Below are 22,009 nucleotides of genomic sequence, written 5' to 3'. Positions count from 1 at the left end.
AATCCATGTGGACTTGGCTTCAGCGGATTGCCTCGCCCCCCCACTTCTACCGCCTCGCGGGCCGGCTCGTTCCCTGGCTCGCGGTGCTCACGGCGCTCCTGATCGCCGCGGGCCTCGTGGGCGGGCTGGGCTTCTCCCCCGCCGACTACCAGCAGGGGGATGCCTTCCGGATCATCTTCGTGCACGTCCCGAGCGCCTGGATGTCCATGTTCATCTACGTGGTCATGGCCATCGCCGGCGCGGTCTTCCTCGTCTGGAACCACAAGGTCGCGGACGTGCTCGCGGGCGCCAGCGCCCCCATCGGGGCCTCCTTCACCTTCCTCGCCCTGGTGACCGGCGCCGTCTGGGGCAAGCCCATGTGGGGCGCCTGGTGGGTGTGGGACGCGAGGCTCACCTCGGAGCTCGTCCTGCTCTTCCTCTATCTCGGGATCATCGCCCTGCGCTCGGCCATCGAGGACCGGCGCAATGCGGGGCGTGCCGCGGCGGTGCTCTCGCTCGTCGGGGTCGTGAACATCCCCATCATCCACTACTCCGTGATGTGGTGGAACACGCTGCACCAGGGATCTACGGTGACGAAGCTCGATTCGCCCTCGATCCACCTGAGCATGCTCATCCCCCTGCTGGTCATGGCGCTCGGGTTCAAACTTTTCTATGCGACCACGGTCTTAATGCGCGCCCGTTGCGACCTGCTGTCGCGGGAGCGCGAGAGTCCGTGGGCCGAGGAGGTCACGCGGTCATGACGGGCATCGCGTCGTTCCTGCACATGGGCGGGTACGCGTTCTACGTGTGGACTGCCTACGGGGTGGCATTCGCCGTGCTCGCCGGCAATCTGATCGCCGCCGTTGCGTGCCAGCGCCGGGTCCGCCGGGACCTGCAGCGGCGCGCCCGGCGTGCCAGGAGGACCGTATGAAATCGACAAAGAAGCGCGTGGCCCTGGTCGGCGCGATCCTGCTCGGCGTCGGCGCCGCGGCAGCCCTCGCGTTCACGGCCTTTCGCCAGAACATGCTCTATTTCTTCAGCCCCACCCAGGTCAGCGCGGGGGAGGCACCCATCGGCCACACGTTCCGCCTGGGCGGGCTCGTGGAGACTGGCAGCCTGAAGCGTCACGGTGACGGGCTGACGGTCGACTTCGCGATCACCGACACGGCCCACCGGGTCCCGGTGACCTACTCCGGGATCCTTCCCGACCTGTTCCGCGAGGGGCAGGGGACCGTAGCCCTCGGCAAGCTCGGACCGGACGGCCGGTTCGCCGCCGACGAGGTCCTCGCCAAGCACGACGAGAACTACATGCCCCCGGAGGTGGCCGACGCGCTGAAGACCGCTGGCGCGGGACCCGCTGCCGTGACGGGCCGCACGGGCCGCCTGCCGTGATCCCGGAAATCGGTCACTTCGCGCTGATTCTCGCGCTTGGGGTCGCCGCAGTGCAGGGCGTTCTGCCGCTGATCGGGACCGCCCGCGGCATCCCGGGGTGGGTGGCGACTGCCGTGCCCGCGGCGCGGGCGCAGCTCCTGCTCCTGCTCGTGGCCTTCGGCACCCTCACCTACTCGTTCATCGTCAGCGACTTCTCCGTGGCCTACGTGGCCCACAACTCCAACACCGACCAGCCCCTGGTCTATCGCGTCTCAGCGGTCTGGGGCGCGCACGAGGGGTCACTCCTGCTCTGGGCGCTCCTGCTCGCCCTGTGGTCCGTGGGGGTCAGCACGTTCCGCCGGGGACTGCCGGACGAGCTCGTGGCCCGGGTCGTCGCCACGTGCGGCCTGGTGAGCATCGGCTTCCTGCTCTTCATGCTCCTCACGTCGAACCCCTTCGACCGCCTGGTCCCCGTCCCGACGCAGGGCCGGGAGCTGAACCCCCTGCTCCAGGACCCGGGCCTCGCGCTGCACCCGCCGATGCTCTACATGGGCTACGTCGGGCTGGTCGTGCCCTTCGCCTTCGCGGTGGCCGCGCTGATGGAGGGGCGGGTGGACGCTGCATGGGTGCGCTGGTCACGCCCCTGGACCCTGGTGGCCTGGGTCTTCCTGACCCTCGGGATTGCGCTCGGCAGCTGGTGGTCCTATTACGAGCTTGGCTGGGGCGGGTGGTGGTTCTGGGACCCTGTCGAGAACGCATCCCTGATGCCATGGCTCGTCGCCACCGGGCTGCTGCACTCCCTCGCGGTCACCGAGAAGCGCGGGGCGTTCAAGGCCTGGACGGTGCTCCTCGCCATCTTCGCCTTCTCGCTGAGCCTGCTGGGCACCTTTCTCGTGCGCTCGGGCGTGCTGGTCTCGGTCCACGCGTTCGCCAGCGATCCCGCCCGGGGGGTGTTCATCCTCATCTTCCTGGCGGCCGTGGTCGGTGGCTCGCTACTCCTGTACGCCTGGCGGGCACCGGCCGTCGCCGGCGGGGGGAGCTTCGAGCTGATGTCCCGCGAGACGTTGCTGCTCCTGAACAACGTCGTCCTCGTCGCGGCCTCGGCCAGCATCCTGCTGGGCACCCTGTACCCGCTGTTCATGGATGCCCTGGGACTCGGCAAGATCTCCGTGGGGCCACCGTACTTCAACAGCGTGTTCGTCCCTCTGGCCCTGCCGCTCGTGCTGCTCCTCGGGCTCGGTCCGCTGGTGCGGTGGAAAGAGGACAGCACTTCCGCTCTCGCCCGCGCCCTCTGGCCCACGGCCGCGGCGGCCGTGGCGCTCGGCACGGCGCTGGTCGTGCTGTTGGGCGGGGGGACCGTGGTCGGCGTCATCCTCTCCACCGTGCTCGCCCTCTGGGTCCTCCTGACGGCGGGAGCGGCCCTTGCCCGAAGGCTTCGCAGGCACGGGGGGTTGTCCGGCCTGTTCGCCCTTCCCCGTGCCTATCTGGGGATGGTCGTCGCGCACGTGGGGGTCGCGGTGCTGACGCTCGGGATCGCCGTCAGCTCCACGTACAGCAAGGAACGGGACGTGAACATGGGCGTCGGCGACAGCGTCAAGGTCGGGGATTACGACTTCCGTTTCGAGGGGGTCACCCGCCTGCCCGGACCGAATTACCTCGCGACCCAGGGCACCGTGCGGGTCACCCGGGACGGCCGGGAGGTGACGACCCTGCACCCGGAGAAGCGCCAGTACGCCTCCCAGTCCCATTCGATGACCGAGGCGGCCATCCGTTCGCGTCTCACGCGAGATATCTACGTAGCCCTCGGCGAGGCGGCCCAGGGTGAATCGTGGAGCTTGCGGGTCTACAACAAGCCATTCATCCAGTGGATCTGGTGGGGCTCGGTGCTGATGGGGCTGGGCGGCCTCCTCGCTGCCACCGACCGGCGCTACCGCCTCCTGGCCGAGGCTGCGCGGCAGCCGGGCGCCAGGGGATCGTCCAGGCTCGCCCTCGCGGGGAAACACTGATGGGACGTTACGTCGCACTCGGGCTGTTCCTGGTCCTCCTGGTCTTTCTGGGTGTCGGGCTGACCCTGAATCCTCGGGAGGTCCCCTCTCCGCTCATCGGCAAGCCCGCTCCCGTGTTCCGTCTGCCCACGGTCGCCGACCCGGCGAAATCGGTGGGCACCGAAGACTTTTCCGGCAAGGTCACCCTGCTCAACGTTTGGGCCAGTTGGTGCGTCTCCTGCCGGCAGGAGCACCCCCTCCTGGTGGAACTGGCGCGCAAGGGCAGCGTCCCCGTCTACGGGTTGAACTACAAGGATACCCGGCAGGATGCCCGTCGCTGGCTCACGACGTTCGGCGACCCCTATGTCGCAAGTGCCTTCGACGAGGACGGGCGCGTCGGGATCGAGTGGGGTGTCTACGGCGTGCCGGAGACCTTTGTCATCGACCGCAAGGGCGTCATTCGGCACAAGCTCACCGGCCCGGTGACTCCCGAGAACTGGGAGAAGACGCTCCAACCGCTCATTCAAAGGCTCCAGACGGCGGATTGAACCGTGAAGAGAATCCTCCCCGCACTGTTGCTGCTCTCCTTCGCCCTGGCCGCCGGCGCGGCCGGGGTGGAGCCGCGAGCCTTCGATCGCCCCGAGCAGGAGGCGAGGTACCGCGCGCTCATCGCCGAGCTGCGCTGCCTCGTCTGCCAGAATCAGAACCTGGCGGAATCCGACGCGGAGCTCGCCAGGGACCTTCGGGACCAGACCTACGAGATGATCCAGGCGGGCCGCAGCGACGACGAGATCGTGGAGTTCATGGTCGGCCGCTACGGGGACTTCGTGCTCTACCGGCCACCCGTGACGGTCACGACCGCCCTGCTCTGGTTCGGGCCCGCGGTGCTGGTGACACTGGGCGCCGTGCTGGCCCTCCTCCACGTGCGCCGCAGGGCCGGGCGCACCCAGGGGGCGGCCCTGTCCGCGGATGAGGAGAAGAAGGCCCGGGAGCTGCTCGCCGGGAAGGCGGTGGACCCATGACAGTTTTCCTCTTGAGCGCCGCCGCGATGCTGGTGGTGGCCCTGGCCCTCGTCCTGCCACCGTTGCTCGGCCGTGCGAGGGCGGTGGAGGCCCACCGGGACCGGCTGAACCTCGCGGTGCACCGGGACCGGGTCGCCGAGCTCGAGCAGCAGGAATCGGATGGCGAGCTCGGCCGCGACCAGGCCCAGGAGGCACGCCTCGAGATCGAGCGGGACCTTCTCCGGGACAGCGAGGTCCGCAGCGGCACGCGCGCCACGCGCCAGGCGCCCCGCTGGGCTGCCGTCCTGGTGGCCCTCGCGATTCCCGCGAGCGCCATCTGGCTCTACGCGGAGCTCGGGACGCCGGCGGCACTCCAGGGCACGCTCGAGGCCCCCCAGAGCGCCGCAGGCGCCCGGGGTGTGCCCGGCGAGCATTCCATGACCGACCTGATCGCCGGTCTCATTCGCAAGCTGCAGGAGGACCCGAACAACCTGCAGGGCTGGGTGATGCTCGGCCGCTCTTACAACGCCCTCGAGCGTTTCGCCGAGGCGCGGGAGGCCTTCGGGGCGGCCGCCCGCCTCGCGCCCCGGGACGCCGAGGTGCTGACGCGCCTGGCCGAGGCGACGGCCCTCGCGAACGACGGCGACCTGAGCGGGAAGCCGGAGGAGATCCTGCACGAGGTCTTGGCCATCGACTCCCGGGCCCCCACCGCGCTCTGGCTCTCGGGGCTGGCCGCCTCGCAGCGTCAGCAGTACGCCGAGGCCATAGGCTACTGGGAGACCCTCGAGCAGGTCGTCACGAGCGCAGAGGAGAAGGCCACGGTCGCGCAGTATCTCGTCGAGGCCCGCAAGCAGGTCGCCCCACCGGAGACCTCCTCCGAGGCCGCGCCCGCCCCCTCGGTTCCTGAGGCACAGACGACCCCGGCTGTGGCCGTGCTCGCCCCGGCCGCGGTGACCGTGCGGGTCACCCTGGCGCCCGAGCTCCAGGACCGCGTCGCCGCGGGGGATGCGGTGTTCGTGTACGCACGCCCGGCGGAAGGTGCGCGCATGCCGCTCGCCATCGTGCGGCACACGGCGGCCGAGTTGCCCCTGACGGTTACCCTGGACGACCGGGCGGTGATGAGCGGGGGCGCAAAGCTCTCCGCGATCCCGCAGGTCGTCGTGGGGGCGCGGGTCTCCCGTTCGGGGAATGCGATACCCCAGACCGGGGACCTGGAGGGGCAGAGCGAGGCGGTATCCCCTGCCGCATCCCCCACGGTGGACGTCCGTATCGACCACCCGATCTGAGCGGTCAGCCCGGGGCCACCTCGCAGACGGCCGGCATCCGGTGCTACGATAAACCGCTTTGCCCGCCAGCCCCGGCTGCGAGGGTTCGCGCGTGCGCGGCGCCGGGGCATCCCCTCCGGCCCGCCTGCTCCAGCCAGTCACCCACGAAAGGGCTTCGATGTTCGGCAAGATCCTGATCGCCAACCGCGGGGAGATCGCGGTAAGAGTGGTGCGGGCCTGCAACGAGATGGGCATCAAGCCCGTCGCGGTGTACACCGACGCTGACCGCCACGCCCTCCACGTCAAAAAGGCCGACGAGGCCTACAACATCGGCCCCGAGTCCGTCGCGGGGTACTTGAACGTACACCGACTCGTCAACCTCGCCGTCGCGGCGGGTTGCGACGCCCTTCACCCTGGCTACGGGTTCCTCTCGGAGAATCCCCTGCTTGCGGAGGCCTGCGAGGCCCGCGGGGTGCGGTTCATCGGCCCCACGCCGGACGTCATCCGCCGGATGGGTGACAAGACCGAGGCCCGTCGGAGCATGCGTGCCGCCGGTGTCCCGGTGATTCCGGGCAGCGACCGCAACCTGGATTCGCTCGAGGACGCCCTCGGGGTGGCCGAAGAGGTGGGCTACCCGGTGATGCTGAAGGCGACCTCGGGCGGTGGCGGGCGCGGCATCCGCCGCTGCAACACGCCGGAGGACCTTCGGCGGCACTTCGACCGGGTGGTCTCGGAGGCCCGCAAGGCGTTCGGCGCGGCTGAGGTCTTCCTCGAGAAGGCCATCATCAACCCTCGCCACATCGAGGTTCAGATCCTGGCGGACCACTTCGGGCACATCGTCCATCTCTTCGAGCGCGACTGCTCGATCCAGCGCCGCCACCAGAAACTGCTCGAAATCGCCCCCTCGCCCCAGTTGGCCGACGACGTTCGTCAGCGGCTCGGGGTGTATGCGGTACGGGCGGCTGCGGCCGTCGGCTACACGAACGCCGGCACCGTGGAATTCCTCCTGGACCAGGACGGCCAGGTCTACTTCATGGAGATGAACACCCGGCTGCAGGTCGAGCACACCGTGACCGAGCAGATCACCGGCATCGACATCGTGAAGGCGCAGATCCGCATCGCCAACGACGAGCCCCTGCCCTTCCGGCAGGAGGAGATCACGCGGCGGGGATACTCCGTGCAGTTCCGCATCAACGCGGAGGACCCGAAGAACGACTTCCTCCCGAGCTTTGGTTGCATCACGCGTTACTACGCACCGGGCGGACCCGGGGTGCGCACCGATGGGGGCATTTACACGGGCTACGAGATCCCGCCCTATTACGATTCGCTCTGCGTGAAGCTCTCGGTGTGGGCGCTGTCCTGGGAGGAGGTCCTGGACCGCTCGGGCCGGGCGCTGAAGGACCTCGGGCTCGGGGGGGTCAAGACCACCATCCCGTTCCACCAGCGCATCTTGCAGGTGCCCGAGTTCCGCGCAGGCCGTTTCGACACCAGCTTCATCGAGAATCACCCGGAGCTGCTCGACTACTCCGTTCAGAGGCCGGCCCAGGAAATGGCGGCGGCCTTCGCGGCCGCCATCGCCGCTCACCTCGGGTACTGAGAGAGGACTGCGCCATGTCCCGCGTGTACATCACCGATACCAGCCTGCGCGATGCGCACCAGTCCCTCCTCGCGACCCGGATGCGCACGGCCGACATGCTGCCCGTCTGCCCCAAGCTCGACCGGGTCGGTTTCTGGTCTCTCGAGGTCTGGGGTGGGGCCACCTTCGATTCCTGCATCCGGTTCCTGAAGGAAGACCCCTGGGACCGGCTGAAGCAGCTGCGCCGGGCGCTGCCCAACACCCGCCTGCAGATGCTCCTGCGGGGGCAGAACCTGGTGGGCTACCGGCACTACTCCGACGACGTGGTGCGTGCTTTCGTAGCCCGGGCGGCCGAGAACGGGATCGACGTCTTCCGCATCTTCGACGCCCTGAACGACACCCGGAACCTGCGCACGGCGGTCGAGGCGGTGCGGGCCACCGGAAAGCACGCGCAGGGGGCGATCGCCTACACGACGAGTCCCGTCCACAGCATCGAGCAGTTCGTCGAGATGGCCCGCGAGCTCGAGGAGATGGGGTGCCAGAGCATCGCCATCAAGGACATGGCGGGCCTGCTCACGCCGCGTTCCAGCGAGACCCTGGTGCGGGCGCTGGTGCGCTCGGTCGGGGTCCCTATCCAGGTGCACTCCCACGCGACGGCCGGCCTGGCGGAGATGTGCCAGTTCAAGGCGATCGAGGCGGGTTGCCGGCACATCGACACCGCGATCTCGTCCCTGTCCGGGGGCACGAGCCACCCCGCCACCGAGAGCATGGTTGCGGCATTGCGTGACACGGAGTGGGACACGGGGCTCGACCTCGCGCTCCTGCAGGAGATCGGCTTCTACTTCTACGAGTCCCGCAGGAAGTACCAGCACTTCGAGAGCGAGTTCACTGGACTTGACACGAGAGTGCAGGTAAATCAAGTCCCTGGGGGAATGACCTCGAATCTGGTTCAACAACTCCGGGACCAGGGGGCGCTGCAGAAGATCAATGCGGTGCTCGAGGAGATCCCCCGGGTGCGCGCCGACCTCGGCTACCCGCCCCTCGTGACCCCGACCTCCCAGATCGTGGGGACCCAGGCGGTCATCAACGTGCTGAACGGCGAGCGGTACAAGATCGTCACCAACGAGACGAAGCTCTACCTGGAGGGGCGTTACGGCCGCGCGCCGGGGCCGGTCAACGAGGTCGTGCGCAAGCTGGCGATCGGGGGCCGGTCGGTCATCGACTGCCGCCCGGCCGACCTGATCGAGCCGGAGATGGAGCGCCTGCGCACCCAGGTCGGGGACCTCGCCCAGAGCGAGGGGGACGTCCTCACCTTCGCGATGTTCCCGGACCTGGCCCGCGAGTACCTGGATGCGCGCCGCGCCGGTCGTCTGGTCCCTGAGCCGCTCGAGCCAGTCAGGCCCGGCCAGCGGCCCCAGGGAACGATCCCCACCGAGTTCAACGTCACGGTCCACGGGGAGACCTATCACATCCAGATCCGTGGCACGGGGCATCGCACCCAGGAGAAGCGCCCGTTCTATCTGACCGTCGACGGCATGCCCGAAGAGGTCATGATGGAGTCCCTGCAGGAGGTCTCCGCCGAGCCCAGCGCAGGCGTGGCGGCCGCCCATCGCGGAAGCAAGCGCCCCCGTGCCAGCAAGCAGGGGGATGTCACGACCTCCATGCCGGCCACGATCGTGGAGGTGCTCGTGCGGGTCGGTGACGCGGTCCGGGCGGGTGACCCGGTGATCGTCACGGAGGCCATGAAGATGGAGACCGAGCTGCAGGCACCCATCGCTGGATCCGTGGCAGCGGTGCACGTGGTCAAGGGCGACAGCGTCAACCCGGACGAGGCGCTGATCGAGATCCAGCCCGCGGCCTGAGCCCGGCCCCTACCCGTCGCTCCGGGGATTGCTCATGCGCAGGATCGTGCTCGCCTCGACCTCGCCCTACCGGCGTGAGCTCATGGACCGCCTGGGCCTGCGTTTCGAGGCGGCCGCCCCCCGAGTCGAAGAGTCGCCCATCACCGGGGAGCACCCTGCGGCCCTCGTGCGCCGGCTTGCCGAGTCGAAGGCGCGGGCGGTGGCCGCGGCCTTTCCGGACGCCCTCATCGTCGGGTCCGACCAGGTGGCGGTGCTGGACGGGGAGCGGCTGGGAAAGCCCGGGACGCACGAGGCCGCCGTGGCGCAACTGACGCGGGCCTCGGGCAGACCGGTGGTATTCCTCACGGGCCTCTGCCTGCTGGACGCCGCCTCGGGGACGGCGAGCGTGGACCTGGTGCCCTCCAGGGTCGTGTTCCGGGTGCTCGGCGCTGCCCAGATCGAGCGCTACCTGGAGCGGGAACGGCCCTACGACGCGGCGGGCAGCTTCAAATCCGAGGGTCTGGGGATCGCGCTCTTCGAACGCATCGAGGGTGAGGACCCGACCGCACTGGTCGGGCTGCCCCTCATCCGACTCACGGCGATGCTGGCCGAGGCCGGAGTGGACGTGCTCACCCTGGATTGACCCGCGCCGCGCGCGGGTGCGCGGTGCTCCCACGGTTCCTGGCGGAACGCTCCACCCTCTGTCGAGGCCCCCTTCCCGTCAGCGCACCCCGGGGGTCGCTCCGAGCACTGCCGAGAACCCTTCGCCCAGGGCGACGCCGAAGCGGTCCACCAGCCGTTCCAGGTAATCGGGCTTGGCGGTGTGGTTGACGATCTTCTCGGCCCCGATCACCTCGCGCGCCACGTGCTCGGTACTGGCCAGCTCGTCGACCAGCCCCAGGTCCTTGCCCCGTGCCCCGGTCCAGATGAGGCCACTGAACAACTGGTCGTCCTCGACGAGCCGCGAGCCCCGCCCCTCGCGGACGCGGGCGATGAAGCGCTCGTGGATTTCCTCCAGCATCTTCTCGAGATGCTGGGTCTCGACGGGGTTTGCGGGTGAGAACGGGTCGAACAGGGCCTTGTGCTCTCCGGAGGTCAGCAGGCGGCGCTCGACGCCGACCTTCTCCATGGCCCGGACGAAGCCGAATCCGTCCATCCTGACGCCAATCGAGCCCACGATGCTCGACGGGTCGGCGTAGATGCGATCGGCGGCGGCCGCGACGTAGTAGCCGCCCGAGGCACAGATGTCCGTGATCACGGCGTAGACGGGGAGGTCCGGGTGTTTCTCCTTCAGGCGCCGGACCTCCTGATAGATGGCCTCTGCCTGCACGGGGCTGCCGCCCGGGCTGTTGATGCGAAGGATGACGCCCTTGGCGTTCCGGTCCTCGAACGCGGCCTTCAGGCTGCGATTGACGATGCTGGCGCCGCCGCGGGCGTGCTCGGCGATCACCCCTTCGACGTCGACGAGGGCCGTGTGCTTCGTAGTGCCGAGCGCCTCGAGATCACTGGGCCAGTACACCCATGCGAGGGCCACCACGTAGGCGACGACCAGGAACTTGAAGAAGATCCCCCAGCGCCTTGCGCGGCGCTGCTCCTGGAGGGAAGCGAATGCCAGTCGTTCCAGGAGGTCCCGCTCCCAGCCCGGAGAGCGCCGCTCCCCGCCCCCCTTCTCCGTATCCGCCGCATCGGTCATCGCTCTCCCCCGTTCAGGCGCCAGGCATCGAGCCATGCCGGCAGTTCGTCGATCGCATCGAGGCACGCGAGCGGGCGGTAGTCTAGCAAACGCTCGCAGTCCTTCACCCCGTAGCTCACCCCGAGCGACGGAACGCCCGCCTCGAGCGCCATCTGCAGGTCGTATTCGCTGTCGCCGATCATGAGTGTCTCGTCCGGCCCCGTGCCCAGCGTGGCCATCAGCTCGAGCAGCATCTGCGGGTGGGGTTTCGATCGCGTCTCGTCGGCGCAACGCGTGGCTGCGAACAGCGGAGCGAGACCGGACTCGGCGAGCACGTGGTCCAGGCCGCGGCGACCCTTACCCGTGGCCACGGCGAGCAGGTACCCCTCCCGGCGCAGGGCGGTCAGGGTCTCGTGGGCACCCGGGAACAGGGGCATGGGGATCCCCCCCTCGGCCAGGAAGCGGACCCGGTAGCGCTCGACCAGCGCGGTGTGTGTCTCCGGGTGCAGTTCCGGATACAGCACCTGCATCGCCTCGCGCAGACCGAGGCCGATGATGTCGCGGATGGCCTCGTCGCTGCGGGGCTCGAGCCCCAGGTCGGTCATGGCCCCCTTCGCCGAGCCGACGATGCGGTCCTCGGAGTCCATGAGGGTGCCGTCCCAGTCGAAGACGAGGAGCCGGAAGGTCTTCACTGCGATACCCCGAGGGCCTTCAGGACCCCACGCAGCTCCTCGGGTAGCGGGGCCGTGACCTCGACGGGCTCCCCGCTGTCGGGGTGCCGGAAGCGCAGGGAGTGGGCGTGGAGGAAGAGCCGACGCAGCCCTTTCGCCCGGAGCGCGCGATTGCGGTCCGGGTCCCCGTACTTCAGGTCTCCCGCCACCGGGTGGCCCGTCTCGGCCGCGTGGACCCGGATCTGGTGCGTGCGTCCCGTGAGCGGCGTGGCCCGGACCAGGGTGACCTCCGGTCCGTGGGCGATGGGCTCGAGCCGCGTGAAGGCCGCCTTTCCCTCCTCGCTCGTGCGCACGACCCGCTCGCCCGACTGCAGCACGTTCTTGCGCAGGGGGGCCTGCACCTCGCGGGGACCCTCGAGCCTGCCGACCAGGAGGGCCGTGTAGGTCTTCGTCACCTCCCCCGAGCGCAGGAGCGCGTGCAGGGCCCTCAGGGTTGGCCGCCGCTTCGCCACCATGAGACACCCGGAGGTCTCCCGGTCGAGCCGGTGAACCAGTTCGAGAAAGGGGGCCTCGGGACGCAAGGCCCGCAGGGCCTCGATCACCCCGAAGGACAGGCCGCTGCCGCCGTGCACGGCGAGTCCTGCGGGCTTGTCCAGGACCAGGAGCGACCGGTCCTCGAACAGGACCCTCTCGCGCAGCAGGCGGGTCGCACGCCCGTCGGGTGGCGTCTTGCCCGTCTCCTGACCGCGGCGCAGCGGCGGGACGCGGACGACGTCACCGGCCTCCAGCCGATGGTCCGGCCGGACCCGGCCGCGATTGACGCGCACCTCCCCGGTCCGCAGGATTCGGTAGATGAGGCTCTTCGGAACGCCCTTCAGCCGGGCGCGAAGGAAGTTGTCGACCCGCTGCCCTCCCGCGTCGACCTCCACCACCAACCGGTAGGCCCCTTCGGGCTGCGACTGCTCTTGCGTCTCCATTCGCCAATGATACGTAGTTTGCCGGCCACCCCCAACGTTGCTATAGTCTGGAATTGCCAGGGATTTCCTGGCCGGCGGGGGAACTGGGCGACGCCGCGGTCGGCGCCGTAGCTTCCCGTGACCCCGAGGACTCGCACAGGATTCCGATGTCGCCCGATGCGCCCCGTGAGCGTGGTGGCATACCGGGTCAGGGTAAGAACGATCAAATCCCGGCTGCAATCTGCTCGCGCGCCATCCGCAGCCGGCATCCGCCCCGCGCGCCCGTCTCCCCCGGACATGCCCTCCCTCGTGCCAGGCCGTGCGCCGGGTGACGCGGAGTCCTCTTGCCGGTTGGATGCTTGTCGAGCACCCGACCGAGGGTAAACGGTTTCATGAAACGCATGCTCATCAATGCCACGCAGCCCGAAGAGCTGCGCGTGGCCCTGGTCGACGGTCAACGCCTGTACGACCTGGACATCGAGGTGCCTTCCCGTGAGAAGAAGAAGGCCAACATCTACAAGGGACGGATCACCCGCCTCGAGCCGAGCCTGGAGGCGGCCTTCGTCGAGTACGGGGCGTCCCGGCACGGATTCCTGCCCGTGAAGGAGATCGCCCGCAGCTACTTCCTCGAGAAGGAGGGCGCCGACACGGGCCGGATGAAGCTGAGCGAGCTCCTCGAGGAGGGGCAGGAGCTTCTGGTCCAGGTGGACAAGGAGGAACGGGGCAACAAGGGAGCGGCACTCACCACCTTCGTCAGCCTCGCCGGGCGCTACCTGGTCCTCATGCCAAACAACCCGAGGGCCGGCGGGGTCTCCCGGCGTATCGAGGGAGAAGAGAGGGACGAGTTACGGGAGCTGCTGAGCAACCTCGACGTTCCCACCGGGATGGGGCTCATCGTGCGCACCGCCGGCGTGGGCCGCAGCAACGAGGAGCTGCAGTGGGACCTCGACTACCTGTTGCACCTCTGGCGCGCCATCGAAGAGGCGAGCGACGCACGCCCAGCGCCGTTCCTCGTGCACCAGGAGAGCAACATCATCATCCGCGCGATCCGGGACTATTACCGGCAGGACATCAACGAGATCCTGGTCGATGACCCCGGGGTCTACGAGAACGCCCTCGACTTCATCCGGCACGTGATGCCGGACAACGTGCGCAAGGTCAAGCTCTACCAGGACCCCGTTCCGCTGTTCACGCGCTACCAGATCGAGAGCCAGATCGAATCAGCCTACCGGCGCGAGGTGCGCCTGCCCTCCGGGGGCGCCGTGGTATTCGACCACACCGAGGCCCTCGTGTCGGTCGACATCAACTCGGCCCGTGCGACCAAGGGCGCGGACATCGAGGAGACGGCCCTGCAGACCAACCTCGAGGCCGCCGACGAGGTCGCCCGCCAATTGCGCCTGCGCGACCTGGGCGGCCTCATCGTGATCGACTTCATCGACATGACCCCCGCGCGCAACCAGCGGGAGGTGGAGAACCGTCTGAAGGACGCCCTGACGATGGACCGGGCCCGCGTCCAGATCGGGCGCATCTCCCGTTTCGGGCTGCTGGAGATGTCGCGCCAGCGCCTGCGGTCCTCGCTCGGGGAATCCAGCCAGATCGTGTGCCCACGCTGCAACGGTCAGGGCACGATCCGCAGCCTCGAGTCGCTCGCCCTCTCCATCCTGCGCATCCTCGAGGAGGAGGCGATGAAGGAGAAGACGGGGCGGGTGCTGGCACAGGTTCCTGTCGACGTCGCCACCTACCTCCTGAACGAGAAGCGTGCGGCCATCCAGGACGTGGAGAGGCGCCACGAGGTCCACGTCGTCCTGGTCCCCAACACGCGGCTCGAGACCCCGCAATACGACATCCAGCGGGTCCGGGAAGACGAGACCGAGCACGGCGTGTACAGCCAACCGAGCTATCAACTGGCGGCCCAGCCCGAGGAGACACCGGAGTTCGTGACCTCGCCGGCGCGGGCCCGCATGGAAGAGCCGGCGGTGAAGGCCGTGCTTCCCCAGGCACCCACGCCGCCGCCCCGGGAACCCGCGGGCGAGGTGCGCCCCGGCTTCATCCGCCGCTTGTGGAGCGCGGTCTTCGGCGGCGCCGGGGGCCCGGGCGAGACAGAAGAGCAAGAGCGCCCCTCGGCGCGCCCGCGGACTCGCCCGGAGGAGCCGCGCCGGGGACGCCAGGAAGGGCCCGGCTCACGCACTGGGGGTGCTCGGCGCGGCGGGCGTCAGCGTCCCCCGCGGGGCACGGAGTCCGTTCGGGACAACCTGCCCCCCCGTGAGTCCGCCCCCGCCCGGGACCGGGAATCCACACCCCCGCGGGGAGGGACCTCGACGCGCGAGCCCCCCGCCAGAAGGGAACGGGAACGCACGGCCCCGCCACCACGGCCGACAGCCTCAGAGGCCGGCGCTGGTTCCGCTGCGGCTGCGGCGGCACCAGCGGCACCAGCGGCACCAGCGGCTGCGCCGCCTGCGGTGCCCGAGCGCAGCCTCGACACCGAGGAACGGGTGGAGCTCGCTCCGCCCCCCGAGGCTACGGCAGCGGAAGGCGCCGAGGCGGGAAGGCCAACGGAGACCGGGCGGCCCCCACGCTCCCACCGGGGCAGCCGCCGCGGGCGTGGCCGTCGTCGCGTCGAGGGGGCGACTCCTGGCGCATCCACGCCCGATGCCTCTCCCGCCGACAGTGGTGAGGCAGAGGCCGCACCCCCTCACCGTCCAGCCGAGCGACCGGCCCCGGCGGCGAGCGAGGCCCAGGGCGAACCGGCCGCGCCCCGCGCGCGGGTCGAATCCGCGCCACCTTCACCCCCACCCGTGGAGCGAAGCGCTACCTCCGAGGGACCCGGCACAGCCTCCGGGGGGGCATCGTCGAGCCCGGACCGCTCCTCGGAATCGGGGGCCTGAGACCGGCGAAGCCGGCAGACGTCCGCGAAACAGCCGTGCAAGCGGGCCTGGCGTCACGCCATGCCCGCCCTGTACGTGGTGTCCGACGGAACCGCGGCCCATCTCGCCCGGTGGTCCCGCAGCCCCTCAGGGGTTGGAGTCCTGGAGCTGCCTCAGGAGGGTCACGAAGGCGACGGCCAGGTCTTCCTCGTCCGCGAGACTGAGGTGACTCTCGGCGACACCGCGCGCATCGAGCAGCCCCTGGGCCACGGCGGAGAAGACGAGATACGGCCGTCCCAGCGGGTCGTGGCGCACCCCGATGTCGCGCGGGCCGACGCCGAAGCGGAAACCGGTACCGAGGGCCTTGACCAGGGCCTCCTTGGCGGCGAACCGCTTGGCGAGGAACGGTGCGGAGCGGCGCCTGCCCGGCAGCTCCTCCAACTCCTCCCCCGTCAGGATGCGCTGTGGGAAGCGCCCGCCGAAGCGGTCCACGATCGACTGCATCCGCGAGACCCGCACGACGTCCACGCCGATGCCCAGGATCACCGGCGGGCCTCCCGCATCAGCCGCTTCATCTCACGCACCGCCTCGCCGATGCCGGTGAAGAGCGCCCGGGCGATGATGGCGTGCCCGATGTTCAGTTCGCACACCTCGGGGATGGCGGCGACCGCCTGGACGTTCTGGTAGTTCAGGCCGTGCCCCGCGTTCACCTGCAGGCCAGCGGTTCGCGCCAAGGCGGCCACGCTCCCGATGCGGGCGAGCTCTCGGGCTTGCTCGGCGCGGTCCCGGGCGTCGGCGAACCTCCCGGTGTGCACCTCGACGACGGGGGCTCCGGCCTGCAGGGACGCCTCGACCTGACGGGGGTCCGGGTCGATGAAGAGCGACGTGCGCACCCCCGCAGCCGCCAGGCGCTGGCAGGCGTCGCGCACCGCCGCGAGATTTCCCGCGACGTCGAGCCCACCCTCGGTCGTGAGCTCCTCCCGGCGCTCCGGCACCAGGCAGCAGTCGGCCGGGCGAATCCGCTCGGCCACCGCCAGGCCGTCGGCGGTGACAGCCATCTCCAGGTTCATCCGGGTCAGCAGGACCTCTCGCAGGACCTCCAGGTCGCGCACCTGGATGTGCCGCCGGTCCTCCCGCAGATGAACGGTGACCCCGTCGGCCCCGGCCTGCTCCGCGTCGATCGCCGCCTGGACCGGATCCGGATAGCGCGTTCCCCGGGTCTGACGGAGGGTCGCCACGTGGTCGACGTTCACGCCCAGCAGGATCTCGTCCCTCTCCGACACCGCGTCTCCCCCCATGTCCCTCACGTCTCCTGCCCCTCGCCCGGCCTGCGAAAGAGGGACCGGCTCTCCAGCGGGCGGTCCCCCAGATAGTGCCGAAGCACGTAGCGCATGAGTTGCTTGGCCTCCCGCGCCGACCGCTGATCGCTGACCCGCTCTTCGGCCACCGCCAACAGGGTGGCCCCCCGGACGGTCACCCCTTCGCCGCTCGAGTCGCCCGGGATGGCCCCCGTCTCCACCTGGTAGCGGTACGTGCCCTCGGGGTCGAGGGGGTTGCCGGTGCAGTCGGCGCCACCGAGGACCAGCCCGTAGCCGAGAGAGCCCAGGAGCCGCTTCTCGAAGACCCGCAGGACCGCCTCCTCCACCTCGCGCCGTGCAAGGCCGGCCAGGGCCTCGGCGTACGCGTCGTAGATCGCAGGGTGGGGATCGAGGCGGGGCAGCAGGCGGATCAGGAGCTCGTTCAGGTAGAAGCCCGAGAGAAGCGCCCGGGCCGGAAGCGTTCCACCCCCTGCGCCCTCGGCCCCGGTCAGGGACATCAACTCCTGCTGCCCGCTCCAGGAGAGGAGCAGCGGGACGAAGGGCTGCAGCGTTCCCCTCAGGCGCGAGCGCTCCCCCTGGGCCCCGCGCGCCACGAGGCCGATCCGGCCGTGTTCCCGCGTCAGCGCCTCGACCAGCAGGCTCGTCTCCCGGTAAGGCCTGCGGTGCAGGACGTAGGCCGGCTCGAGCTGTGCGCGCATGGGAACGCTATCCGTCGTACCCCAACTGGCGCAGCGCCCGGTCGTCGTCCGACCACCCCTCCCGGACCTTCACCCAGAGACCAAGATAGACCCGCTTCTCGAGCATGCGCTCGATGTCCGCGCGCGCCTCCGCACCCACCGCCTTCAACATCTTGCCTTCGGCCCCGATGACGATGGCCTTCTGGCCGGGCGTCTCGACCCAGATGACGGCGTCGATCTTCGTAGTCACGCCCTCTTCCGAGAAGCGCTCGATCTCGACCGTCAGACGGTACGGGACCTCCTGCCCCAGCCGGCGCATCAGCTTCTCACGGATGATCTCCCCGGCGAGAAAACGCTCGCTGCGGTCCGTCACTTGGTCCGTCGAGAAGAGCGGGGCGGACTCCGGAAGGCGACACCCGACCTCACGCTCCAGGACGTCGAGCTGGATGCCCGCGCGCGCCGAGACCGGGATGACCTCCGCGAAGGAGCCGCGCGTACCCAACTCTTCCAGGTAGGGCAGCAGGTCCTCCTTTCGCTCGACCCGGTCCACCTTGTTGACCGCCAGGATGGCGGGAACGCGGAGATCCCGCAACCGCTCCGCGACCCGTGCATCGTCCCCAGTCCAACGCAGGGCCTCGACGACGAAGACCACGAGGTCCACGTCCTGCAGGGCGCCCAGGGCCGCCCGGCTCATGGCCCGATCGATGGCGCGCCCCCGGCCCCCGTGCAGACCCGGCGTGTCGACGTAGATGGCCTGGGCACCCTGCGCCGTCTTGATGCCGATGACCCGGTGACGGGTCGTCTGGGGCTTGGAGGACGTGATGCTGACCTTCTGTCCGACCAGGTGGTTCAGCAGGGTCGACTTGCCCACGTTCGGGCGGCCGACGATGGCCACGAACCCACACCTCGTCACCCTGTCGTCCGTATCCATCGGCCGCTCGCCCCGCCCTCTAACGCTCGTCGCGGGGAGCACCGCCCCGCCCCGGAGGAGAGCCTGCCAGTTGGGCGAGCAGGTGCCCCGCCGCAACCTGCTCCGCCCCCCGTCGGCTCGCCCCTTCACCCGCGGCGAAGAGCCCGAGCCCCTGCACCTCGCACACGACGGCGAAGACCTGGTCGTGGGCGTCGCCCGTCACGCGGGTGACGGCGTACGTGGGGAGCGGCAGGCGCCTCCCCTGGAGCCATTCCTGCAGGCGGGTCTTCGGGTCCTTCTCGATCTGCCCCGGCTCGATGCCGGCGAGCAGGTCTGCGTAGAGGCCGAGCACGAGCTCGCGGCACCCGTCGACCCCTGCGTCCAGGTAGACCGCTCCGATCACCGCCTCGAGGGCGTCGGCGAGGATCGAATCACGATTGCGCCCACCACTCTTGAGCTCCCCGCCCCCGAGCCTCAGGTCCTCGCCAAGCCCCCCGCCCCTGGCGAGGTCTGCGAGCGTCGACTCCCGCACGAGGCGGGCCCTCAGACGGGTCAGGTCTCCCTCGCAGGCATCCCCGAAGCGCCGGAACAGCTCCTCGCTGACGAGGAAGCCGAGCACCGCGTCGCCGAGAAACTCCAGCCGTTCGTTGTGGTCTCCCCCGGCGCTGCGGTGGGTCAAGGCGCGCTCGAGGAGCTCCGGCCGCGCGAACCGGGGGGCGAGCTGCGACACCAGCCGGCCGCGGGCCATGTCCGTCCTACGGACGGCTGACCTCCTTGTCCCAGTCGGCGAGAATCGAGAGATTCCCGACCAGCGGCGCGAGCGTCTGGTACTGCATCCGGATGACGGTGCGCCCGTTGCCCTTCTCCACCGTGAGGGAATCCTTGACCTTCTCCTCACTGTCGAAGCGGTCCACGTCGTCGATGCTCATGCGCGCCACGAATCTCTTGACGATCTCGGCGCGGCTGCTGTCCGCCGTGGACGGGTCGCGGATGATGGAGCTGAGGGCTTGGTCGATCTTGAAGCTCTCCGTGTACAGGGGCACGAGCCGCAGCACGAAGAGCACCCCGAAGGCCAGCACCACGAGCGTCAAGACCCAGCCGATCACCGTCATGCCCATCTGTTTACGCAGCGTATTCATGTCGTCCTCCGATGCATCCTGAGCGCGGTCTTCCGCGCCTCGCCACGGGTTACCGAACGGGGTTGCCGACCCGGCCGAGGTTGATCTCCCCGCCGGCCCAGTCCCAACTGAACCAGATGAGAAAGGCCTTTCCGATGAGGTTGGCGTCCGGTACCGTGCCCCAGTACCGGCTGTCGCGGCTGTTGTCGCGATTGTCCCCCATCACGAAGTAGTGGCCGTCCGGCACGACCATCTCTCCTTCCACCGACGGGGCCGACGGCTGCACCAGGATCTCGTGGACCACCGGCTGCAGCGCCTCGCGACGAACGTCGGCGCCGCTCATCACGGCACCCGATCCGCTCCCTCGATAGGTTCCGGCGGGCTCCTGCGCGACTTCCTTGCCGTTCACGTACAGGGTCTTGTGGAAGTACCCGATACGGTCCCCGGGCAGACCGACCACCCGTTTGATGAAAGGCACGGAGGGGTCTTCCGGGTAGCGGAACACCACGATGTCGCCCCGCTGTGGACTACCGATCTCGAAGACCTTGCGGTCCACGACCGGCAGCCGGATCCCGTAGGTGAACTTGTTCACCAGGATGAAGTCCCCGATGAGCAGGGTGGGCAACATGGACCCGGACGGGATGCGGAACGGCTCGACCAGGAACGACCTCAGGAGCAGAACGGCCAGGAAGATGGGAAAGAACGACCGTGCGTATTCGAACAGACGGGGCCGCGGCGGCATCGGCCTGCCGCTTGCCTCGGCCCTGCGGCGCCGCGCAGGCGCGAACGACACGGCGTCGAGCAGCCAGAGGACGCCACTCGCCAGAACGAAACCGAACAGCAACGTCGCGAAATCGATCTTCATGTCTTCTTCCCGACCTGCAGGACGGCGAGAAACGCCTCCTGCGGGATCTCGATCTTGCCGAATTGCTTCATCCTGCGCTTACCCGCCTTCTGCTTCTCCAGCAGCTTGCGCTTGCGGGTCACGTCTCCACCGTAGCACTTCGCCGTGACGTTCTTGCGCAGGGCCTTCACCGACTGGCGGGCCACGATGTGGGACCCGATCGCCGCCTGGATTGCGACCTCGTACATCTGGCGCGGGATGATCTCCCGCATGCGCTCGCAGAGGTCTCGCCCGCGCGCGAAGGCCTGGTCGCGGTGCACGATGATCGACAGGGCGTCCACCCGCTCGGCGTTCACCAGGATGTCGAGCTTCACCAGGTCCGCGGCCTGGAAACGGACGAATTGGTAATCCAGCGAGGCGTAGCCCCGGCTGAGCGACTTGAGCCGGTCGAAGAAGTCGAGCACGACTTCGCTCAGAGGCAGTTCGTACACCAACGCAACCTGCCGGCCGAGATACTGGAGCGAGCGCTGGACACCCCGCTTCTCGATGCAGAGATTGATGACGTTGCCGAGGTGCTCGGGCGGCATCAGCATGTTCGCCTGCACGATCGGCTCCCGAATCTCTGCGATGCGATTCGCCGCGGGGAGGTCCGCCGGGTTCTCCACGCGCAGGGTTTCGCCCCCGGTGGTGACCACCTCGTAGACAACCGTCGGTGCCGAGGTGATCAGGTCCAGATGGTACTCACGCTCGAGCCGCTCCTGGACGATGTCCATGTGCAGCAGCCCGAGGAAACCGCACCGGAACCCGAAGCCGAGCGCCTGGGAGTTCTCCGGCTCGTACTGCAGCGCGGAGTCGTTCAGGCGCAGCTTGCCGAGCGCCTCACGAAAGGCCTCGTAGTCCGCGGAGTCAACCGGGTAGAGGCCAGCGAAGACCTGGGGCTTTACAGCCTTGAAGCCGGGGAGCGGCGCCTGGGCGGGACGGCGGTCGTCGGTGATGGTGTCCCCGACCGGCGCCCCGTGGATGTCCTTGATCCCCGCGACCATGAACCCGACCTCTCCCGTCTCGAGGACCGTCCGGTCGCGCGGCTTCGGAGCGAAGATTCCGAGCTTTCCAACCTCGGCCGAGACACCGGTCGCCATGACCCGCACGCGCTGCCCGGCCGTCACCCGCCCGTCGACGACACGAATGAGCGACACGACGCCCAGGTAGTTGTCGAACCAGGAATCCACGATGAGAGCCTTGAGCGGGCCGTCGGGATTGCCCACCGGAGGCGGGATCCGCACGAGGATGGCCTCGAGCAGGTCGGGCACCCCCTCCCCGGTCTTGGCGCTCACCCGCAGGGCGTTCTGCGCCTCGATCCCGATGATCTCTTCGATCTCCTGGATGACTCGCGCCGGCTCCGCGGCGGGCAGGTCGATCTTGTTGAGCACCGGCACCACTTCGAGGCCCTGCTCGATCGCCTTGTAGCAGTTGGCGACGCTCTGCGCCTCTACGCCCTGAGCCGCGTCGACGACCAGCAGCGCCCCCTCGCAGGCGGCGAGCGAACGGGAGACCTCATAGGAGAAATCGACGTGGCCCGGGGTGTCGATGATGTTCAGTTCGTACACCCGGCCGTCGCGCGCCTTGTAGCTGAGCGTGACACTCTGGGCCTTGATCGTGATTCCGCGCTCCCGCTCGAGGTCCATCGAGTCGAGAACCTGCGCCGCCATCTCCCTCCGGCTGAGTCCACCGCACGACTCGATCAGGCGATCGGCAAGGGTCGACTTGCCGTGATCGATGTGGGCGATGATTGAGAAGTTTCGAATGTGATCCATGCAACGAAAAAAAGGGCGCCATGGACGCCCTTTTCCCGGTCTCTCGTGCTCAGACCGCTCTTCCGGCGCTGTCCCGCGGCCCAGCGAAGGACCAGACCCGGGAAGTGTAACCCAGGGGCCCGCCACCGGAAAGGCTCCGGCGGCAG

The 22,009-nt window shown here is 69.2% G+C and carries 22 protein-coding genes; 11 read left to right on the top strand and 11 right to left on the bottom strand.

Annotation, left to right across the window (positions count from 1 at the left end; genetic code table 11):
- The first annotated feature begins 5 nt into the window (after positions 1–5).
- The 10 genes from KA217_07160 to maf all read left to right on the top strand — a co-directional run bounded on the left by KA217_07160 (position 6) and on the right by maf (position 9,661).
- On the top strand, positions 6–740 hold the full coding sequence (locus KA217_07160) for a heme ABC transporter permease (GenBank protein MBP7712227.1): 735 nt from the start codon (positions 6–8) through the stop codon (positions 738–740).
- Positions 737–910, top strand: coding sequence for a heme exporter protein CcmD (gene ccmD, locus KA217_07155; GenBank protein MBP7712226.1), 174 nt, complete (start codon positions 737–739; stop codon positions 908–910). The genes KA217_07160 and ccmD overlap by 4 nt, the downstream gene beginning before the upstream one ends.
- Complete coding sequence (gene ccmE, locus KA217_07150; protein ID MBP7712225.1) at positions 907–1,371, top strand: cytochrome c maturation protein CcmE; 465 nt, start codon at positions 907–909, stop codon at positions 1,369–1,371. Before ccmD ends, ccmE begins: the two co-directional genes overlap by 4 nt.
- Complete coding sequence (locus KA217_07145; protein MBP7712224.1) at positions 1,368–3,356, top strand: heme lyase CcmF/NrfE family subunit; 1,989 nt, start codon at positions 1,368–1,370, stop codon at positions 3,354–3,356. The genes ccmE and KA217_07145 overlap by 4 nt, the downstream gene beginning before the upstream one ends.
- On the top strand, positions 3,356–3,883 hold the full coding sequence (locus KA217_07140; protein ID MBP7712223.1) for a DsbE family thiol:disulfide interchange protein: 528 nt from the start codon (positions 3,356–3,358) through the stop codon (positions 3,881–3,883). Before KA217_07145 ends, KA217_07140 begins: the two co-directional genes overlap by 1 nt.
- A gap of 12 nt (positions 3,884–3,895) precedes the next feature.
- Entirely contained in the window at positions 3,896–4,357 is a 462-nt protein-coding gene (locus KA217_07135; protein MBP7712222.1) for a cytochrome c-type biogenesis protein CcmH, read from the top strand.
- On the top strand, positions 4,354–5,622 hold the full coding sequence (gene ccmI, locus KA217_07130) for a c-type cytochrome biogenesis protein CcmI (GenBank protein ID MBP7712221.1): 1,269 nt from the start codon (positions 4,354–4,356) through the stop codon (positions 5,620–5,622). The genes KA217_07135 and ccmI overlap by 4 nt, the downstream gene beginning before the upstream one ends.
- 157 nt (positions 5,623–5,779) lie before the next feature.
- On the top strand, positions 5,780–7,198 hold the full coding sequence (locus tag KA217_07125; protein MBP7712220.1) for an acetyl-CoA carboxylase biotin carboxylase subunit: 1,419 nt from the start codon (positions 5,780–5,782) through the stop codon (positions 7,196–7,198).
- 14 nt (positions 7,199–7,212) lie between these two features.
- Complete coding sequence (oadA, locus tag KA217_07120) at positions 7,213–9,039, top strand: sodium-extruding oxaloacetate decarboxylase subunit alpha (GenBank protein MBP7712219.1); 1,827 nt, start codon at positions 7,213–7,215, stop codon at positions 9,037–9,039.
- Between the two features lie 34 nt (positions 9,040–9,073).
- Positions 9,074–9,661, top strand: coding sequence for a septum formation inhibitor Maf (maf, locus tag KA217_07115; GenBank protein ID MBP7712218.1), 588 nt, complete (start codon positions 9,074–9,076; stop codon positions 9,659–9,661).
- Positions 9,662–9,739: 78 nt separating this feature from the next.
- On the opposite strand, the gene KA217_07110 is transcribed toward maf, so the two are convergent.
- The 3 genes from KA217_07110 to rluC are packed head-to-tail and all read right to left on the bottom strand — an operon-like array spanning position 9,740 to position 12,338.
- Entirely contained in the window at positions 9,740–10,711 is a 972-nt protein-coding gene (locus KA217_07110; protein ID MBP7712217.1) for a S49 family peptidase, read from the bottom strand.
- On the bottom strand, positions 10,708–11,382 hold the full coding sequence (locus KA217_07105) for an HAD-IA family hydrolase (GenBank protein MBP7712216.1): 675 nt from the start codon (positions 11,380–11,382) through the stop codon (positions 10,708–10,710). Before KA217_07105 ends, KA217_07110 begins: the two co-directional genes overlap by 4 nt.
- Complete coding sequence (rluC, locus tag KA217_07100; protein ID MBP7712215.1) at positions 11,379–12,338, bottom strand: 23S rRNA pseudouridine(955/2504/2580) synthase RluC; 960 nt, start codon at positions 12,336–12,338, stop codon at positions 11,379–11,381. The genes KA217_07105 and rluC overlap by 4 nt, the downstream gene beginning before the upstream one ends.
- A 371-nt stretch (positions 12,339–12,709) precedes the next feature.
- Here rluC and rne point away from each other — a divergent pair, with 371 nt between their 5' ends.
- Positions 12,710–15,202 carry a ribonuclease E gene (gene rne / locus KA217_07095; protein ID MBP7712214.1) on the top strand — a complete coding sequence of 831 codons (2,493 nt, stop codon included), beginning with the start codon at positions 12,710–12,712 and terminating at the stop codon, positions 15,200–15,202.
- 126 nt (positions 15,203–15,328) lie between these two features.
- On the opposite strand, the gene KA217_07090 is transcribed toward rne, so the two are convergent.
- From KA217_07090 to lepA, 8 genes are read right to left on the bottom strand one after another with little or no spacing between them, the layout of a single operon-like run.
- On the bottom strand, positions 15,329–15,727 hold the full coding sequence (locus KA217_07090; protein MBP7712213.1) for a holo-ACP synthase: 399 nt from the start codon (positions 15,725–15,727) through the stop codon (positions 15,329–15,331).
- Positions 15,724–16,464, bottom strand: a complete 741-nt coding sequence (gene pdxJ / locus KA217_07085; protein MBP7712212.1) for a pyridoxine 5'-phosphate synthase — start codon at positions 16,462–16,464, stop codon at positions 15,724–15,726. The genes KA217_07090 and pdxJ overlap by 4 nt, the downstream gene beginning before the upstream one ends.
- 20 nt (positions 16,465–16,484) lie before the next feature.
- Positions 16,485–17,198: a DNA repair protein RecO gene (gene recO / locus KA217_07080; protein MBP7712211.1), complete on the bottom strand. Its 714-nt coding sequence runs from the start codon at positions 17,196–17,198 to the stop codon at positions 16,485–16,487.
- 7 nt (positions 17,199–17,205) lie between these two features.
- Entirely contained in the window at positions 17,206–18,108 is a 903-nt protein-coding gene (era, locus tag KA217_07075; GenBank protein ID MBP7712210.1) for a GTPase Era, read from the bottom strand.
- Positions 18,109–18,127: 19 nt separating this feature from the next.
- Entirely contained in the window at positions 18,128–18,835 is a 708-nt protein-coding gene (gene rnc, locus KA217_07070) for a ribonuclease III (GenBank protein MBP7712209.1), read from the bottom strand.
- A 7-nt stretch (positions 18,836–18,842) separates the two neighbouring features.
- Positions 18,843–19,226 (bottom strand): DUF4845 domain-containing protein, encoded by a 384-nt coding sequence (locus tag KA217_07065; protein ID MBP7712208.1) that lies wholly within the window; start codon positions 19,224–19,226, stop codon positions 18,843–18,845.
- Positions 19,227–19,275: 49 nt separating this feature from the next.
- On the bottom strand, positions 19,276–20,070 hold the full coding sequence (gene lepB, locus KA217_07060) for a signal peptidase I (protein MBP7712207.1): 795 nt from the start codon (positions 20,068–20,070) through the stop codon (positions 19,276–19,278).
- A complete protein-coding gene (lepA, locus tag KA217_07055; GenBank protein ID MBP7712206.1) occupies positions 20,067–21,863 on the bottom strand; it encodes a translation elongation factor 4 in 1,797 nt (598 codons plus the stop codon). Before lepA ends, lepB begins: the two co-directional genes overlap by 4 nt.
- Positions 21,864–22,009: the final 146 nt, after the last annotated feature.

The organism is Gammaproteobacteria bacterium, from assembly GCA_017999615.1.
Classification (GTDB): Bacteria; Pseudomonadota; Gammaproteobacteria; order JAABTG01; family JAABTG01; genus JAGNLM01.
This window is presented reverse-complemented; position numbering and strand designations above follow the sequence as displayed.

Excerpts from the sequence above, each read along its gene's own strand:
- KA217_07160 (MBP7712227.1), top strand. The coding sequence starts at position 6 with ATGTGGACTTGGCTTCAGCGGATTGCCTCGCCCCCCCACTTCTACCGC.
- ccmD (MBP7712226.1), top strand. The coding sequence starts at position 737 with ATGACGGGCATCGCGTCGTTCCTGCACATGGGCGGGTACGCGTTCTAC.
- ccmE (MBP7712225.1), top strand. The coding sequence starts at position 907 with ATGAAATCGACAAAGAAGCGCGTGGCCCTGGTCGGCGCGATCCTGCTC.
- KA217_07140 (MBP7712223.1), top strand. The coding sequence starts at position 3,356 with ATGGGACGTTACGTCGCACTCGGGCTGTTCCTGGTCCTCCTGGTCTTT.
- ccmI (MBP7712221.1), top strand. The coding sequence starts at position 4,354 with ATGACAGTTTTCCTCTTGAGCGCCGCCGCGATGCTGGTGGTGGCCCTG.
- KA217_07125 (MBP7712220.1), top strand. The coding sequence starts at position 5,780 with ATGTTCGGCAAGATCCTGATCGCCAACCGCGGGGAGATCGCGGTAAGA.
- oadA (MBP7712219.1), top strand. The coding sequence starts at position 7,213 with ATGTCCCGCGTGTACATCACCGATACCAGCCTGCGCGATGCGCACCAG.
- maf (MBP7712218.1), top strand. The coding sequence starts at position 9,074 with ATGCGCAGGATCGTGCTCGCCTCGACCTCGCCCTACCGGCGTGAGCTC.
- KA217_07110 (MBP7712217.1), bottom strand. The coding sequence starts at position 10,711 with ATGACCGATGCGGCGGATACGGAGAAGGGGGGCGGGGAGCGGCGCTCT.
- rluC (MBP7712215.1), bottom strand. The coding sequence starts at position 12,338 with ATGGAGACGCAAGAGCAGTCGCAGCCCGAAGGGGCCTACCGGTTGGTG.
- rne (MBP7712214.1), top strand. The coding sequence starts at position 12,710 with ATGAAACGCATGCTCATCAATGCCACGCAGCCCGAAGAGCTGCGCGTG.
- recO (MBP7712211.1), bottom strand. The coding sequence starts at position 17,198 with ATGCGCGCACAGCTCGAGCCGGCCTACGTCCTGCACCGCAGGCCTTAC.
- era (MBP7712210.1), bottom strand. The coding sequence starts at position 18,108 with ATGGATACGGACGACAGGGTGACGAGGTGTGGGTTCGTGGCCATCGTC.
- rnc (MBP7712209.1), bottom strand. The coding sequence starts at position 18,835 with ATGGCCCGCGGCCGGCTGGTGTCGCAGCTCGCCCCCCGGTTCGCGCGG.
- KA217_07065 (MBP7712208.1), bottom strand. The coding sequence starts at position 19,226 with ATGAATACGCTGCGTAAACAGATGGGCATGACGGTGATCGGCTGGGTC.
- lepB (MBP7712207.1), bottom strand. The coding sequence starts at position 20,070 with ATGAAGATCGATTTCGCGACGTTGCTGTTCGGTTTCGTTCTGGCGAGT.
- lepA (MBP7712206.1), bottom strand. The coding sequence starts at position 21,863 with ATGGATCACATTCGAAACTTCTCAATCATCGCCCACATCGATCACGGC.